General features: G+C 62.4%; 13 protein-coding genes and 1 pseudogene. 6 read left to right on the top strand and 8 right to left on the bottom strand.

Annotated features, from left to right (window positions below; translation table 11 throughout):
* The 4 genes from Q0S16_RS21265 to Q0S16_RS21250 all read right to left on the bottom strand — a co-directional run.
* Positions 1 to 971: 2-hydroxyacid dehydrogenase (locus Q0S16_RS21265; protein ID WP_295852691.1), on the bottom strand; the 971-nt coding region annotated here is incomplete at its 3' end.
* Positions 971 to 1,807, bottom strand: a complete 837-nt coding sequence (locus tag Q0S16_RS21260; protein WP_295852688.1) for an ABC transporter permease subunit — start codon at positions 1,805 to 1,807, stop codon at positions 971 to 973. The genes Q0S16_RS21265 and Q0S16_RS21260, both read right to left, overlap by 1 nt.
* The gene (locus tag Q0S16_RS21255; RefSeq protein ID WP_295852685.1) at positions 1,804 to 2,592 is read right to left on the bottom strand and encodes an ABC transporter ATP-binding protein; all 789 of its coding nucleotides are present in this window, start codon (positions 2,590 to 2,592) and stop codon (positions 1,804 to 1,806) included. Before Q0S16_RS21255 ends, Q0S16_RS21260 begins: the two co-directional genes overlap by 4 nt.
* 8 nt (positions 2,593 to 2,600) lie before the next feature.
* Complete coding sequence (locus Q0S16_RS21250; protein WP_295852695.1) at positions 2,601 to 3,575, bottom strand: ABC transporter substrate-binding protein; 975 nt, start codon at positions 3,573 to 3,575, stop codon at positions 2,601 to 2,603.
* Positions 3,576 to 3,757: 182 nt separating this feature from the next.
* Between Q0S16_RS21250 and Q0S16_RS21245 the strand changes: the two genes are divergently transcribed.
* The 3 genes from Q0S16_RS21245 to Q0S16_RS21235 all read left to right on the top strand — a co-directional run bounded on the left by Q0S16_RS21245 (position 3,758) and on the right by Q0S16_RS21235 (position 7,308).
* A complete protein-coding gene (locus Q0S16_RS21245) occupies positions 3,758 to 4,576 on the top strand; it encodes a creatininase family protein (RefSeq protein WP_295852682.1) in 819 nt (272 codons plus the stop codon).
* Positions 4,577 to 4,740: 164 nt separating this feature from the next.
* Positions 4,741 to 5,013, top strand: coding sequence for a hypothetical protein (locus Q0S16_RS21240; RefSeq protein ID WP_295852679.1), 273 nt, complete (start codon positions 4,741 to 4,743; stop codon positions 5,011 to 5,013).
* Between the two features lie 393 nt (positions 5,014 to 5,406).
* Positions 5,407 to 7,308: a carbohydrate porin gene (locus Q0S16_RS21235; protein ID WP_295852676.1), complete on the top strand. Its 1,902-nt coding sequence runs from the start codon at positions 5,407 to 5,409 to the stop codon at positions 7,306 to 7,308.
* A 6-nt stretch (positions 7,309 to 7,314) separates the two neighbouring features.
* On the opposite strand, the gene Q0S16_RS21230 is transcribed toward Q0S16_RS21235, so the two are convergent.
* The gene (locus Q0S16_RS21230) at positions 7,315 to 8,940 is read right to left on the bottom strand and encodes an FMN-binding glutamate synthase family protein (RefSeq protein ID WP_295852673.1); all 1,626 of its coding nucleotides are present in this window, start codon (positions 8,938 to 8,940) and stop codon (positions 7,315 to 7,317) included.
* 140 nt (positions 8,941 to 9,080) lie between these two features.
* Positions 9,081 to 9,854 (bottom strand): ferredoxin--NADP reductase, encoded by a 774-nt coding sequence (locus tag Q0S16_RS21225; protein WP_295852669.1) that lies wholly within the window; start codon positions 9,852 to 9,854, stop codon positions 9,081 to 9,083.
* A 375-nt stretch (positions 9,855 to 10,229) separates the two neighbouring features.
* On the opposite strand from Q0S16_RS21225, the gene Q0S16_RS21220 reads away from it, so the two are divergent.
* From Q0S16_RS21220 to Q0S16_RS21210, 3 genes are all read left to right on the top strand, one after another.
* Positions 10,230 to 11,231, top strand: a complete 1,002-nt coding sequence (locus Q0S16_RS21220) for a hypothetical protein (RefSeq protein WP_295852667.1) — start codon at positions 10,230 to 10,232, stop codon at positions 11,229 to 11,231.
* Positions 11,224 to 12,543, top strand: coding sequence for a cyanophycin synthetase (locus Q0S16_RS21215; protein ID WP_295852662.1), 1,320 nt, complete (start codon positions 11,224 to 11,226; stop codon positions 12,541 to 12,543). Before Q0S16_RS21220 ends, Q0S16_RS21215 begins: the two co-directional genes overlap by 8 nt.
* Before the next feature lie 161 nt (positions 12,544 to 12,704).
* The gene (locus Q0S16_RS21210) at positions 12,705 to 13,706 is read left to right on the top strand and encodes an NADP-dependent oxidoreductase (RefSeq protein ID WP_295852660.1); all 1,002 of its coding nucleotides are present in this window, start codon (positions 12,705 to 12,707) and stop codon (positions 13,704 to 13,706) included.
* 24 nt (positions 13,707 to 13,730) lie between these two features.
* Here Q0S16_RS21210 and Q0S16_RS21205 read toward each other — a convergent pair whose 3' ends face one another.
* Positions 13,731 to 14,297: a cytochrome c gene (locus Q0S16_RS21205; protein ID WP_295852657.1), complete on the bottom strand. Its 567-nt coding sequence runs from the start codon at positions 14,295 to 14,297 to the stop codon at positions 13,731 to 13,733.
* Positions 14,294 to 14,581 (bottom strand): annotated as a pseudogene (locus Q0S16_RS21200) (GMC family oxidoreductase); the annotation flags it as partial. The gene Q0S16_RS21205 and the pseudogene Q0S16_RS21200, both read right to left, overlap by 4 nt.

The raw sequence follows: 14,581 nt of genomic DNA, 5'->3' as shown, positions 1-14,581 counted from the left end.
GCGGGTGTTTCTGCAACCGGCGTCAGCGGGCCTTTGCCGGCGAACCAGGCTTTCAGGTTGTCGACCACCAGTTGATCCATGGCATTGCGCGTCACCACCGACGCCGAACCGATATGCGGCAGCAGCACCACGTTCTGCATGGCGCGGAGTTCATCCGGCACCTTCGGCTCCTGCGCGAAGACATCGAGGCCGGCGGCAAGAATGGTACCGGATTTCAGCGCTGCGATCAGCGCCGGCTCGTCGATCACCGAACCGCGGGCCACATTGACGATGATGCCGCGGGGGCCGAGCGCGCTCATGACTTCGGCATTGATCAAATTGGCCGTGGTCGCGCCGCCCGGCGTGATCACGATCAGTGTATCGACCGCCTTCGCCATCTCGATCAGGTTCGGATAGTGCGTGTAGGCGACACCGGCCGCCGGGTTGCGCGAATGATACACCACCGGCACCAATGAGGCATCGAGACGGCGCCCGATCGCCTGGCCGATACGGCCCATGCCGACCATGCCGACCTTGCGGTCGCGCAGCGAACCGACGCTGAGCGGATAAGGCTGTGTCAGCCACAGGCCGGAGCGCAGATAACGATCGGCTGGGATGAATTCACGCGCGGTCGCGATGAACAGGCCGAGCGCGGTGTCGGCGACTTCCTCGGTCAGCACATCCGGCGTGTTGGTGACCATGATATTATGCTCGGCTGCATATCTGGCATCGATATGATCATAGCCGACGCCGAAACTGGAGATGATCTCGAGCTTGGGGTAATGCGCCAGCACCGCGCCGTTGGTCGGCACCAGACCGGTCACCGCGATCGCGCGAAGCCGGCCGCGGACATCGGCCGGCAGCCGTTCCAGATCATCCTGGGTCTCGGCTCTGTGCAATACGAACTGGTCGGAAAATCCGTTCTCGACCAGCGGCTTTGTCGGTCCGTACACCAGCAGGTCAATTTTTTCCGAAGAGAGTCCCGAAGCCATCAAATTTCCTTTCGCAATGCACTCTCGTGCCAGCGCCGCAACAGTGAATGCGAGACCAGCGCGAGGAGGCTATAGATGACAACCCCGGCGGCAGAGAGCAACAGCAACGCGGCAAACATGCGGGGAATGTTGAGGCGATAGCTGGATTCGGAGATCCGGTAGGCCAGTCCAGAGCCGGCGCCGGCCGCGCCGGCGGCGATTTCGGCCGCCACCGCGCCGATCAGCGACAATCCGCCGGCTATGCGCAACCCGCCGAGGATATACGGCAATGCAGCAGGGAGCATCAGATAGCGCAGCGTCTGACTTCGGGAGGCGCCATAGAGTTGAAACAGGCCGGCCAGATTGCGGTCCACCGAATTCAGCCCCAGCGTCGTATTGGCCAACACCGGAAAGAACGCCACGATCCAGGCGCAGACCACAACCGCGGTCTGCTGCGGCAGGTAGATCAGCATCAGCGGCGCGATCGCGATCACCGGCGTGACCTGGAGCACGACCGCATAGGGCAACAGCGAAACTTCCAGCCAGCGCGAGCGATTGAACAACAGCGCCAATGCGATACCGCCGATCGCCGCGGCGACAAAACCTTCCAGTGCGGTCAGCAGCGTGACCGCCAGCGAGTCCGACAGGATGGTCCAGTCCGCAATCAGCGTGCGCAGCACCAGCAGCGGCCCCGGCAGCAAATAGGGCGGGATGTCACCGAGACGGACGATCAGGTCCCATGTCACGAGGGCAATCGCCAACACCACAAGTGGCGGCACCACGCGCCACCCGCGTGACGTGGCACGCGGAGATGTCGACCCGCGGGTCGCCGATGTGGGCGCAATCAATCCGGTCATGCGCCGCCCCCCGCGTCGCCAGCCTTGACCAGTGCCGACGACACATCGCGGCAGTATTCGGCATAGGCAACCGAGGTGCGGAAGCCGTCTCCGCGCGGCGCGGGCGCGGTTATGCGGCACTCGGAATCGATGCGGCCGGGCCGCGACGCCATCACGATCACCCGCTGCGACAGATAGACCGACTCGAATACCGAATGGGTGACGAAGATGACGGTCTTGCCAAGCTGGCGCCACAACGTCAGCAGATCGTCGTTGAGCCGGAAGCGGGTGATTTCGTCGAGCGCGGCAAAGGGTTCGTCCATCAGCAGGATATCCGGGTCGGTGACCAATGCCCGCGCCAGTGATACCCGCATCTTCATGCCGCCGGACAATTCGCGCGGATAGACTTCGGCGAAATCCGCGAGCCCAACCTGCGCGAGTGCCCCGGCGACGCGCGCGTCCGACCGGGCGGCTGGCACATGTGCCAGTTTCAACGGCAACCGCACGTTCTCCCGTACATTACTCCACGGCATCAGCGTCGGCTCCTGAAACACAAAACCGACAGCCTGTCCGCCGCGCGTGGCCACGTCGACCTCGCCCGTGGTCGGCGGCGTCAGACCAGCGATGATGCGCAGCGCCGTCGATTTTCCGCAGCCCGACGATCCAAGCAAGGAGACGAATTCGCCACGGCGAACGTCCAGATCAAACGGCCCGAGCGCGACGGTGCCGTTGTCATAGGTCTTCGTGATACCGCGCAGGCTGACCGCGACGTCGACATCGCGAACCGGCATATCGAGACTGGCCATGATGCCGATTATTTCTTCGGCCGCAGATCGACACCGACGCCCTTGTTGACGAATTGCAGCGTGAACGCCTTGCGATAATCGACGTCGCGCTTGACCACCCCGGCGCGGGACATTTTGTCGAAGAAGCTGGCGACGCGAGCCTCCGTCATGGCACCGATGCCGTCCTTGATGGTGTCGCCGGAATCGACGATGCCATATTCCTTCATCTTGCCGGTGGAATAGGCCAACAATTCATCGGTCATCTCGGGGTTCAACTTCTTGATCAGATCATTGGCAGGTTTGTTGTCGCCATACAGGTAGTGATACCAGCCGATCATCGAGGCATCGACGAAGCGCTGTACCAGGCCCGGCTTCCTGTCGACCAGATCGCGCCTCGTCTCAATCAGCGTCGAATAACCGTCGAAGCCGTAATCCGCGAGCAACAGGACGTTCGGTTGAAAGCCGGCCTGCTTCGCGACCACGAACGGTTCCGAGGTCACGTAGCCCTGCATCGCGCTGTTCTTATCGACAATGAAGGGCTGAGCATTGAACGTGTAGGGCTTGACGCGGGACTCGCTGAAGCCGAGTTCGGATTTCATCCACTGGAAATAGCCAGCGATGCCTTCCTTGGAAATCAGCAGCGTAAGCGGCTTGAGGTCTTCAAGCTTGGTGATTCTTGGGTTCGGATGGGTCAGAAAGATCTGTGGATCTTTTTGAAACACAGCGGCGACCGCGACCGTCGGGACATTGTTGGCGACCGCGTCAAACGACTGCAGCGTGTTCGCGCTCATGTAAAAATCAAGCTTGCCGGCGATCAGCAGGATGCGGTTGTTCGCGTTCGGCCCGCCCGGCACGATGGTGACGTCGAGCCCGTAACTTTTGTAGGTGCCATCGGCCACCGCCTGGAAAAATCCGCCATGTTCGGCCTCGGCGACCCAGTTGGTGCCGAAACTCACCTTGTCCAGCGGGGCCTCGGCCACGGCCGGCGACATCGCGGCAAACATGGCCGTTGCGGCAAGGATTACAACTCGCAGCAGAGAAACCGGGCTCATATTGGACTCCATTGGCCGTTTCGGCCCATGATGGCAAGCGAACCGGGTGGTACAGGCGTTCGGCCTGACTGGCTACCCGGCGCCAGGGCTGCTGATAATTACCCTGCTCATTCAGGCAAAGAAACGTCTCCGTAATGACTCCTGCGATGCCACCCCGCGACTGGACCGCGATCCACTGGCCCGATATCGCCAGGTCCGATGCCTCTGACTGGATCGCCGTGCTGCCACTGGCGGCGACCGAGCAGCATGGCCCGCATCTGCCGTTGGGCACCGACATCATGATTGCAGAAGCCTATCTGGCTGAGGTCAGAAAGCTGCTGCCCGACTCGATCCCGGCGATCTTCCTGCCGCTGCAGCCGGTGGGCATTTCCACCGAGCATCTCGCCTTCCCGGGCACGCTGACGCTGCCCACCGACGTCGCGCTGCAAAACTGGATGGCGATTGGCGAAAGCGTCTCCCGCGCCGGCATCCAGAAGCTGGTGATGGTCACCAGCCATGGCGGCAACAGCGCCGCGATGACGCTGGTGGCGCAGGACCTGCGGGCCGAATACGGCATGCTGGCCGTCGCCACCGGATGGAATCGATTTGGCGCGCCCGACGGGCTGTTCTCGGAGCAGGAGATGCGCCACGGCATTCACGGCGGCGCCGTCGAGACCTCGATAATGCTGGCGCGCTACCGAGAGCATGTACGCGCCGACAGGATCGCCGACTTTGCCTCCGCGGCAATCACCTCGGATCGCGACTTTCGCTGGCTGTCCGCCTCGCGGCCAGCGCCATTCGCCTGGCAGGCGGAGGATCTCCATCCCGGTGGCGCGATTGGCGATGCGACGCAGGCTACCGCCGAAAAGGGCGAAATATTGCTTGAATACGGCGCCGCTGCATTCTGTGAACTGCTGGCCGACGTCGATCGTTTTGATATGGCAGCGCTGGGCAATGGACCGCGCAGCGGCTAGCCATTCCCTGTCTGATGTCTCGCGCGCGGCGAGGCATAATGTCGGCCGGCGGGCAAAAATACGGACGTCAAATATCCTCGCCGCGACTCGAACCCGGTTCTCGGAGCCTCCGACCAACTGACATGTCGGCCATGATGGTCGCATTCAACGGATGGAGAACTGTCATGACGATCAAGACCCGAATTGCCGCGATCGCACTCGTTGCCCTTGCCGGCGCCGGCACCATCGCCTCCTCGACGCAGCCGGCTCAGGCCAAGCCCCCGGGTATCGGATTTGGCATCGCCGCCGGCCTGGTCGGCGCCGCCGTGGTCGGCAGCGCGATTGCCGCTAATGAGAGTGGGTACGGGTATGGGTATGGCTATCCCCGCGGCGGCTGGGTGCGCCAGTATGACGGGTATGGCAATTATATCGGCCGCGTCCGCGCCTGTAATTTTTGATCTTTGACCGACCGCGCTGGAGTTGCTTCCGGCGCGGGCGCCTCATCCACCCCGTGTCGCGCCTGACCTGCCCCGATCCACCGCCGGGGCGGGACTTCCGACGTTATCCGACCGTCATATTCTGATGTCACACAGCGCGGATGCCACACTCCCGATCCGTCGCGGCAAGATGCGGCGAATAGCGGTGACAAGCCGGCGAATCCGTTGTTTTTGTGGGATATTAGGTGGTTCGCCCTCAGCCGGCGAACCGACGCGACGGAGAATGATCCCCTGCTTAAAGCGCCCCAGCCCACCGTACGAGCCGTCATCACGCACGCCCTTGCCGGGCTGGCGCTGGGTGTGCTCGCAATCGATGGACCCGCCGTCGCGGCGGACCTTGCGGACGGGGCTGCGGTGAAGACGTCTCGTCCTTTGCCAATCTATGACTGGACCGGACTTTATCTGGGCGGCCATTTTGGTTACGGCGGTGGCAGTTTTGGGCCGGGCAGTCATGCGCTCCCCTCACAGGGCGTGCTGTTCCCGTCGACGGTCACGGGCCTGCTCGGCGGTTACCAGATCGGCTATAATCGGCAGCTCGACAATCATGTCGTGCTCGGCGTCGAGGCGGACGTCAGTTTCGGCAGTCCTCAAGACACCGCGCGGCCGACCCCGACACCCTACAACACAGCGCTCGACTATACGGCGACGGCGCGTGGCCGGGTGGGCTATGCTTTCGGCGCGTTAATGCCTTACGTGACCGGCGGCGTGGCGTGGGGGCGCAGCAAGCTCAATCTTAACGATGCTGACGGCGATCTGATCCTGTCGGCGAGCCGCGATCATCTCGGCTGGACCGCTGGCGCGGGCGTTGAATTCGCCGTCGGCGGCAACTGGACCGCCAAGGTCGAATACGCCTATCTCGATCTGATGCGGCAGAGCTACGACCTTGCCAGTCGCGGGCTACCGAATGTTGCCGTCGATCCGACCATTCACTCGCTCAGGGTTGGCCTGAATTACCGGCTGGGCGAAACGCCGTCGTGGCTGCCATCATCGCCCGTCGCCAGGCCGGCGCTTGCGCAATCGGCGGACTGGAACATCCACGGCCAAACGACCTTCATCGCCACGGCCTATCCTGCCATTCGTTCGCCCTATCAGGGCACCGACAGCCTTTCCGGCGGCGCGCAAGCACGGGAGACCTTCACAACCACCGCGTTTCTCGGCTGGCGGCTGTGGCAGGGCGGCGAGCTCTATCTCAATCCCGAGCTGGCGCAGGGCTTCGGTTTCAACGGCACCACGGGTATCGCCGGCTTCCCCAATGGCGAGGCGCAGAAGGCCGGCGGCACCTATCCGAAAATCCGCCCGCAGCGCTATTACTTCCGCCAGACCTTCGGGCTAGGCGGCGAGCAGGAAGACGTGCCGGACGCCGCCAACCAGCTGGCCGGCAAGCGCGACATCGACCGCATCACCCTGACGGTTGGCCGTTTCGCAGTCGGCGATTTCTTCGACGGCAACTCCTACGCCAAGGACCCGCGCGCCGACTTCATGAACTGGGCGATGTGGTCATCGGCGGCCTATGACTTCCCCGCTGACCTGCCGGGCTTCACCCGCGGCGCAGTCGTCGAGCTGAACCGCAAGGACTGGGCGGTCCGCGCCGGCCTGTTTCAGGTGCCGTCGCGCCCCAACAGCGATATCCTCACTTTCCACACCGGCGGCGCCGTCGTCGAATTCGAGGAGCGGCACCAACTCTTCGATCAGCCCGGCAAATTGCGGGTTGGCGCTTTCGCCAACCGCGGCAACACCGGCAATTTTCGAAACGTGCTGACCTTCGAGGGGCTCGATCCGACCCTCGACATCAATGATGTGATGGCCAGCCTTCGCCGCGACAATCTGAAATACGGGTTTTATCTCAATGGTGAGCAACAGATCGCGCCGGAAGTGGGGCTGTTCGCGCGTGCCAGCTGGAACGACGGCCAGAACGAAAGCCTGTCATTTACCGACATCGACCGCAGCGTCTCCGCGGGTCTCTCGATCAAGGGCAGTCGCTGGGGCCGCGCCAATGACACGATCGGCCTCGGCGGCGCCATCAACGGCCTGTCCGCCGCGCACCGCGACTTCCTGGCCGCCGGCGGCATCGGCTTGATGATCGGCGACGGTCGGCTGAACTACGGTACCGAACGCATCCTGGAAAGCTACTACGCCTACGCCATCGACAAGAACTATAGCTTCACCGCCGATTACCAGCTGATCGCCAATCCTGCCTATAACCGCGATCGCGGTCCGGTATCGATCTTCTCCGGTCGCCTGCACGGCGAGTTCTGAAAAACTTCACCCCGCCGCGGCAAACGTGTCGGCCCGCGCCATGTCCCAGGCTTCGCGAAAGCGCGCATCGCCGGTGCCTTCGAGCAGCTCTCCGGGCCGCAACGACGGATACAGCCGCGTGAACGACAGCACGTCGGTGCCGGAGGCACGGTGCGAAAAATGCACCGGCCGGATCTGCTGCGGATGATCGAGCCCCGCCGCGGCGATGATTTCCGCCAGCGCATGCAGCGTCGCGCGATGATAGTTATGAACCCGCTCGGTCTTGAGCGGCACGACAAGGGCGCGGCTGCGCAACGGGTCCTGCGTGGTGACGCCGGTCGGGCAGCGATCAGTGTGGCAGCTCAGCGACTGGATGCAGCCGAGCGAGAACATGAAGCCACGCGCTGAGTTGCACCAGTCAGCACCAAGCGCCATCGCCCGTGCGATATCGAAGGCGGTCGCGACCTTGCCGGACGCGCCGATCTTGACGCGGTCGCGCGCGCCGATACCGACCAGCGCGTTGTGAACGAAATTGACGCCCTCGCGCATCGGCATGCCGAGATGATCCATGAATTCCAGCGGTGCCGCGCCGGTGCCCCCCTCATTGCCATCGACGACAATGAAATCCGGATAGATTCCGGTCTGCAGCATCGCCTTGCAGATCGCCAGGAACTCCCAGGGATGGCCGATGCATAGTTTGAAACCGGCCGGCTTGCCGCCCGACAGCCGGCGCATTTCGCCGATGAATTCCATCATCTGCAACGGCGTCGAGAACGCTTTGTGATAGGCCGGTGAAATGCAGTCCTCGCCCATCGCGACGCCGCGGATGCGGGAGATTTCCTCCGACACCTTGGCGGCCGGCAGCACCCCACCATGGCCGGGTTTGGCGCCCTGGCTGACCTTGAGTTCGACCATCTTGATCTGATCGATCGTGGCGAGACGGGCGAAGGCGTCGGGGTTGAACGAGCCGTCGGGGTTGCGGCAGCCGAAATAGCCGGAGCCGACTTCCCAGATCAGGTCGCCGCCCATTTCCTGGTGATACGGGCTGACACCACCCTCACCCGTATCATGGGCGAAGCCGCCCTGCTTGGCACCCGCATTGAGCGCGCGCACGGCATTGGGGCTGAGCGCCCCGAAACTCATGGCGGAAATATTGAACACCGAGGCCGAATACGGCTTCAGGCAATCCGGACCGCCGATCGTAATCCGGAACGCTTCGGTGGCCTGCGGGCGCGGCGCTACCGAATGGTGCATCCATTCATAGCCTTCGGCGTAGACATCTTCCTGGGTACCGAACGGGCGCTTGTCGAGCACCATCTTGGCGCGCTGATACACCACGGCGCGGGTATCGCGGCTGAACGGCATGCCATCCTTCTCGCTCTCGAAAAAATACTGCCGCATCTCCGGCCGGATTTCTTCGAGCAGGAACCGCATATGCGCCGAGATCGGGTAACTGCGCAGAACGGCATGGTCCTTCTGCAGGATATCGTGAATGCCGAGCGCGGTGAGCCCGCCAAACACTAGAATCGGGATCACAACCAGATTAATCACCTGATGATCGACCGCGCCTATACCGAGCAGCAATAGCGTTGCAACGCTGCAGATCGTTAGAACGATGTAGCGAGGCGAAAAGGGTAGCAATATCGTTTCCATAAAACCCCGCTCTGAAATGATTTCACCATGCTTACACCATTTCTCATGACGCCGGCATCACGACGCGCAGGCGGCCGAAACGAAAAAACCCGCGCAGGAGCGCGGGTTTTGCAATGCGAAATAGACGGGACCGGTGGATATCAGCGCTCAACGAACGCCTTCTCGATGACAAAATGCCCGGGCGTATTATGGCTGCCCTCGGTGAAGCCGCGCGCTTCGAACAGCACCTTGAGGTCCTCCAGCATATGCGGGCTACCGCACAACATGATACGATCGGTCTCGATATCGAGCGGCGGCAGGCCGATGTCCTCGAACAGTTGCTCGGATGTAATGAGATCGGTGATGCGGCCACGGTTGCGGAACGGCTCACGGGTCACGGTGGGATAATAGATGAATTTGTCCTTCATCAACTCGCCGAACAACTCATCCTCGACCAGATTTTTCACCACCTGCTCGCCGTAAGCGAGTTCCGAGACCTGGCGGCAGCCATGGACCAGCACAACATGTTCGAAGCGCTCGTAGATGTCGGGATCCTTGATCAGGCTGGCAAATGGCGCGAGGCCGGTACCGGTCGACAGCAGCAGCAACCGCTTGCCGGGCAAAAGATTATCGGCGATCAGCGTGCCGACAGCCTTGCGACCGACCAGGATAGTGTCGCCTTCCTTGATCTTCTGCAGCCGCGAGGTCAGCGGGCCGTTGGGAACCTTGATGCTGAAGAATTCCAGCGATTCTTCGTGGTTGGCGCTCGCCATGCTGTAGGCGCGCAGCAGCGGCTTGCCGTCGACTTCCAGGCCGATCATGGCGAACTGGCCGTTCTGGAAGCGAAAGCTGGCATCACGGGTGGCGGTGAAGCTGAACAGCGTGTCCGTCCAGTGCTTGACGGAAAGAACTTTCTCTCGATGGAAGGCGCTCATGAGATCTGATTTCCAGTACGGGCTTCTTTAGAAAAAATGCATCGTCGGGGTGCTGTGAGCCGCCGAGAAACCCTTGCGGCTATTGGCGATTTCAGCTTCTCGCACCTGCGAGTTGACAGTTAGTCAAAGAACCCTTGAAGCGCAATTGCGGACTCAAAGAGGCGGTCAATTAATTTGCTAAGCAGGTTACCCATGCGAGAGCGAGGGATAACAACCGGACATTAAATTACGTTAATTAATACAGGGATACCTTTTAATTACGCGATTGATGGTCCGACACATGCTGGATCGGCCGCCGCCAATCCGGTACGGTCTCGTTTGAACCCCTGAAATCGGCGCGGAGCAATCCGCGGCTAGTCGCCAAGCTCAGAGCTCATGCCAGTCCTTTCTGATATCCGGGCGGCGAGGCCGGCCTTTTATCCCGACCAGTCGATCTACGCCGAATATGCCTGCACGGCATTCGGTCTGCGGTTCGAGGATATCGACGACGGCAGCGGACTGATCTTCACTGTAAGCTCCGGCCGCAAGGCGGTTTCATTCGCGGCTGGCCGCGGCTCGTTCTTCCCGCAAAACAACGCCACCGCGGCGACGCTGGCCAACGACAAATATGTCGCCAACGGCGTGCTGGAGCATTTCGGCGTGGCAACGCTGGGGGGCCGGTACTTCTTCCTGCATGACCGGCACCGCGCCCGACGCGCGCCCGGCCATGAGCGCACCGACGCCATCGCCTATTTCCACCAGCTGGGCGGGGCAGTATTCGTCAAACCGCTGATCGGATCGCGTGGCGACTTTGCGCAACTGGTCGATAACGCCGCCGCGCTGGCGCAATATCTCGACGACGTGTCGCGCTTTTACGATGCCGTGCTGATGCAGCGTATCATTACCGGACGGGAATACCGGATTTTCCTGCTCGACGACGAGGTCGTCTATTGCGCCCGAAAACATCCACCGTCCCTGCTCGGCGACGGCGTTCACAGCATCGCTGAATTGCTGATCCAGGACGAAACGACACTGCAGTCACGCGGCATCTCATCTGCCGTCAGACCTACGGAAGCGTTCGCCAAGGTCCTGCCGCATGGCGAGCGATGGTGTTTGCCGGGCCGGATGAACCGCAGCGCCGGCGGCACCATGAAGTTTGATCGGCCCGTCGACGCGGAAGCTGCCTTCCTCCTGGCGCGGCGCGCAGCCCGCGCGCTTGGCCTGCGCGCCGCCGGTATCGATCTGTTCACCGATATCGCCGGCGAAGGCCCAGCGATGCGGGTCATCGAGGTCAACGCCAATCCATCGATCCGCTTTCTCGAGGACAGCGGCCGCACCGATCTGATCCTCGATATCTGGCGCCACACGTTCACAGCCGTTGGACTCCTCGATGTTTAACCTGCCCAAATATGGCTCTGGCCTATGCCTGGCGCGGCTGACCGCTCTACTTGATGCGCTGGCGATTGATCGCGCCCGGCTGCAGCGCCATTCCGTCGTCGTCACCGGTTCAAATGGCAAAGGCAGCACGGCGGCTTTTTTGGCCAGCATCGGCCAGGCCCGCGGCTTGCGCACCGGCCTGTTCACCTCGCCGCACCTGTATCGCTTCCATGAGCGATTTCGCATCGACGGCGTCGAGATCGGCGACGATGCCCTGACCGACCTCGTGCTGCGGGTGGCGACCGCGATTGCCGATCTCACGCGGCATGGCGTGCATGAGACGTTCGGAGCGTTCGAGGCCCAGTTCGCGCTGGCGTGTCTGTATTTCCAGGAAGCCGAATGCGAATTCGCCGTCTTCGAGGCGGGCATTGGTGGCCGCTACGATCCGGTCCGGCTGGTGGGCGCTTCCATCATTTGCGTGAGTTCGGTGGATTACGAGCACGTCGACCTCCTTGGCGGCTCGCTCGAATTGATCGCCTCCGACAAGAGCGACGCCTGTGCCGCCGGCGGCACCATCATTTATGGCGAGAATTGCCGGCCGCTGCGGCAGCACCTTGCCGCCTATAACCGTTCCCGTAACGTCACCGGCCTGTTCGTACGGAGCGAGATCGGCATCGGCAACGAGGCGATGTCGGCGACCGGCCAGCAGTTCGACCTGTCGTTTGGTGACAGCCGGATCGACGCGCTCGAAATGCGCCTGCTCGGCGATTTCCAGTTCAACAATGCCGCGATCGCCGCCGTGCTATTCATGCTGTGGTCGGGGGGTACTCACCCAAGACAGACCCCTGCGACGGTCGACGCGGCCATTCGTCGTGGCCTGCGCCAGACCCGATGGCCGGGCCGGCTCGAGATCGTTCAGGAGACACCGCTCACCATCATCGATGTCGGCCATACCCCGGATGGCGTCCAGCAGGCGCTGGCCAGCCTGCGTGCAATCCATGGCGCGGACGACTGGGTGCTGGTGCTGGGCGTTTCCGGCGACAAAAATGTGAATGACATAGCTGGCCATCTCGCGCCGTCTTTTCACAACGTCATCTGCACCAGCGCGTATCACAAGGGCGCCGATGCGCGCGTCGTCGGCGCGGCGGCGCGCAAGGCCAATGCCGGCGCCAAAATCCATGTCGCCAATACGATCGAGGCGGCGGTGCGGATCAGCCAGCAACTAGCGCGGACCTCAGGCCAGAAAATCTACGTCGCAGGCGGGCTGTTCGTCGCCATCGAATACGCCACCGTCCTGCGCGGCGGCCGCGCCCAGGAGCTGCGGTTTTTTTGAGGAGCGCCCTGATCCATCAAAGCAATCCTTCTCTCGTAAAACGCATTGTGCGAGATGGCGTGGCCTAATAGCCTCAGCGCAGACTATAAAAACTGTGCAGTTGATTGTTTTTTACGCGGCGACTGCAACAAACAACGACAAAGTCCGAGGAGCGAGTTTCAATGACTGCCACCGTCAATCGTCAGGTATTGCTAGTCGAGAAGCCCACGGGAAAACTGGGACTTGAGCACTTCAAACTAGTCGAAGGCGCCATGCCGGAGCCGAAAGACGGCGAAGCCTTGCTGCGCGTACACTACATTTCGCTGGATGCCGCCAACCGGGCATGGATGCATGGTGCCACCTATCGCGCAGCGGTCGAGACCAACACCGTGATGGCCGGCGGCGGCATCGCCGAGGTGATCGCGTCGAACTCGCCATCGCTCAAGCCAGGCGACATCGTGTTCGGCGACACCGGATGGCAGGACTACGCTGCGGTGCCTGCGAAACACCTCACCAAGATGCCACGGCTGGAGCCGATGACCCACCTGCTCAGCATCTATGGGATTGCCGGGCTGACGGCCTATTTCGGCCTGCTCGACATCGGCAAGCCCAAGGCCGGCGAGACCGTGGTGGTTTCCGTGGCGGCCGGCTCTGTCGGTTCAATCGTCGGCCAGATTGCCAAGATCAAGGGCTGCCGCGTGGTCGGCATTGCCGGAGGCAAGGACAAATGCGACTGGCTGACGTCCGAACTAGGCTTCGACGCCGCGGTCGACTACAAGGACGGCGCGATATTCAAGGCGCTGAGGGCGGCAGCGCCCGACGGGATCGACGTCTATTTCGACAATGTCGGCGGCGACATTCTGGAAGCCTGCCTGGCGCAGATGAACCTGCGCGGCCGCATCGCCTGCTGTGGTGCGATCTCGCAATATGATGGCGCACCGTCAGCCTCCGGCCCGCGCGGCGTACCCGGCTTGATCGTGGTGAAGCGGCTCACCATGCAGGGCTTCATCGTGATGGACTACATGGCGAAGCGCGATGAGGCCCTCGCCGAGCTGCAGGCCTGGGTGGCGTCCGGACAGATCAAGGTACGGGAGGACGTCATCGACGGGCTGGAAAACACGCCTCAGGCGCTGATCGGGCTGCTGGCGGGCGACAACCGCGGCAAGCGGATGATCCGGGTGTGACCGTCGCTGCGACGGCGCCCGGGATTACGGCGTCGTCGCCAGCGAGCTTCGTCGATCGGCCACCGCGCTCGCGACCACCGGCGGTGCGGCGTTGCCCCAGCTGGTACGGATATAAGTGAGCACCGCCGCGACCTGCGCATCGTTGAGCCGCCAGTCAAAGGACGACATGGCTGGACTGGTCGGCGCGCCATCGGTTGCGACCGCACGGGCGCCGTTCAGCACCACATGGGCCAACGTGGTCGGGTCGTCCGAATGCACCAGCGCACTGCCGGCCAGTTTCGGAAACAGCCGGGCCTCGCCGGAGCCGCTGTCCTTGTGGCAGGCAGCACAGCTATCCTTGTAGGTCGTATCGAGGTCGAGATAGCAGTCGCGATAGCTATAGGAGCTGCCATGGGTCGAGAGGCTGAATGCCCTGTTATAGGTCTCGGCCGTCGCCTTCTTCCACTGCGCGCCCCATTTCGGCGTAGCGGCCGGCACTGGCCGGGTCTGGATCGGACGTGCGCCGGTCTGCCCAGCCCCCATGAAGCCGCCACCGACGAAGCCGAGGCCGCTATGGTCGAAATTGTCGCCGTTGAAATCATCGATCATCATGCCGCGGGCTCTGGTGGCGGAAACGGCGTGTGGCCGACCTTTCGCGCGGCATCTGCGAACAGAGTAGCGCCAAGCCCCTGCTTCAGCGGCGACGTCGGATATTCCGACGAGCGCCAGCCTTCGAACGGATTGCCGCCGGCCTGGATCTGGCCATTGAGGTTGCCGGCCTTGCCGGAGGTCCCGCATAACTTCTCGAAGCGATCGTAATAGGGCTCGAGATCATCGTAGCTGACCGGCCAGTCCTGAATGGTCGTGTCGACCGTCAGCATCTCTTTGCCATAGCG

Origin of the sequence: Tardiphaga sp. (genome assembly GCF_025356345.1) — a bacterium.
Taxonomy (GTDB): domain Bacteria; phylum Pseudomonadota; class Alphaproteobacteria; order Rhizobiales; family Xanthobacteraceae; genus Tardiphaga.
This window is presented reverse-complemented; position numbering and strand designations above follow the sequence as displayed.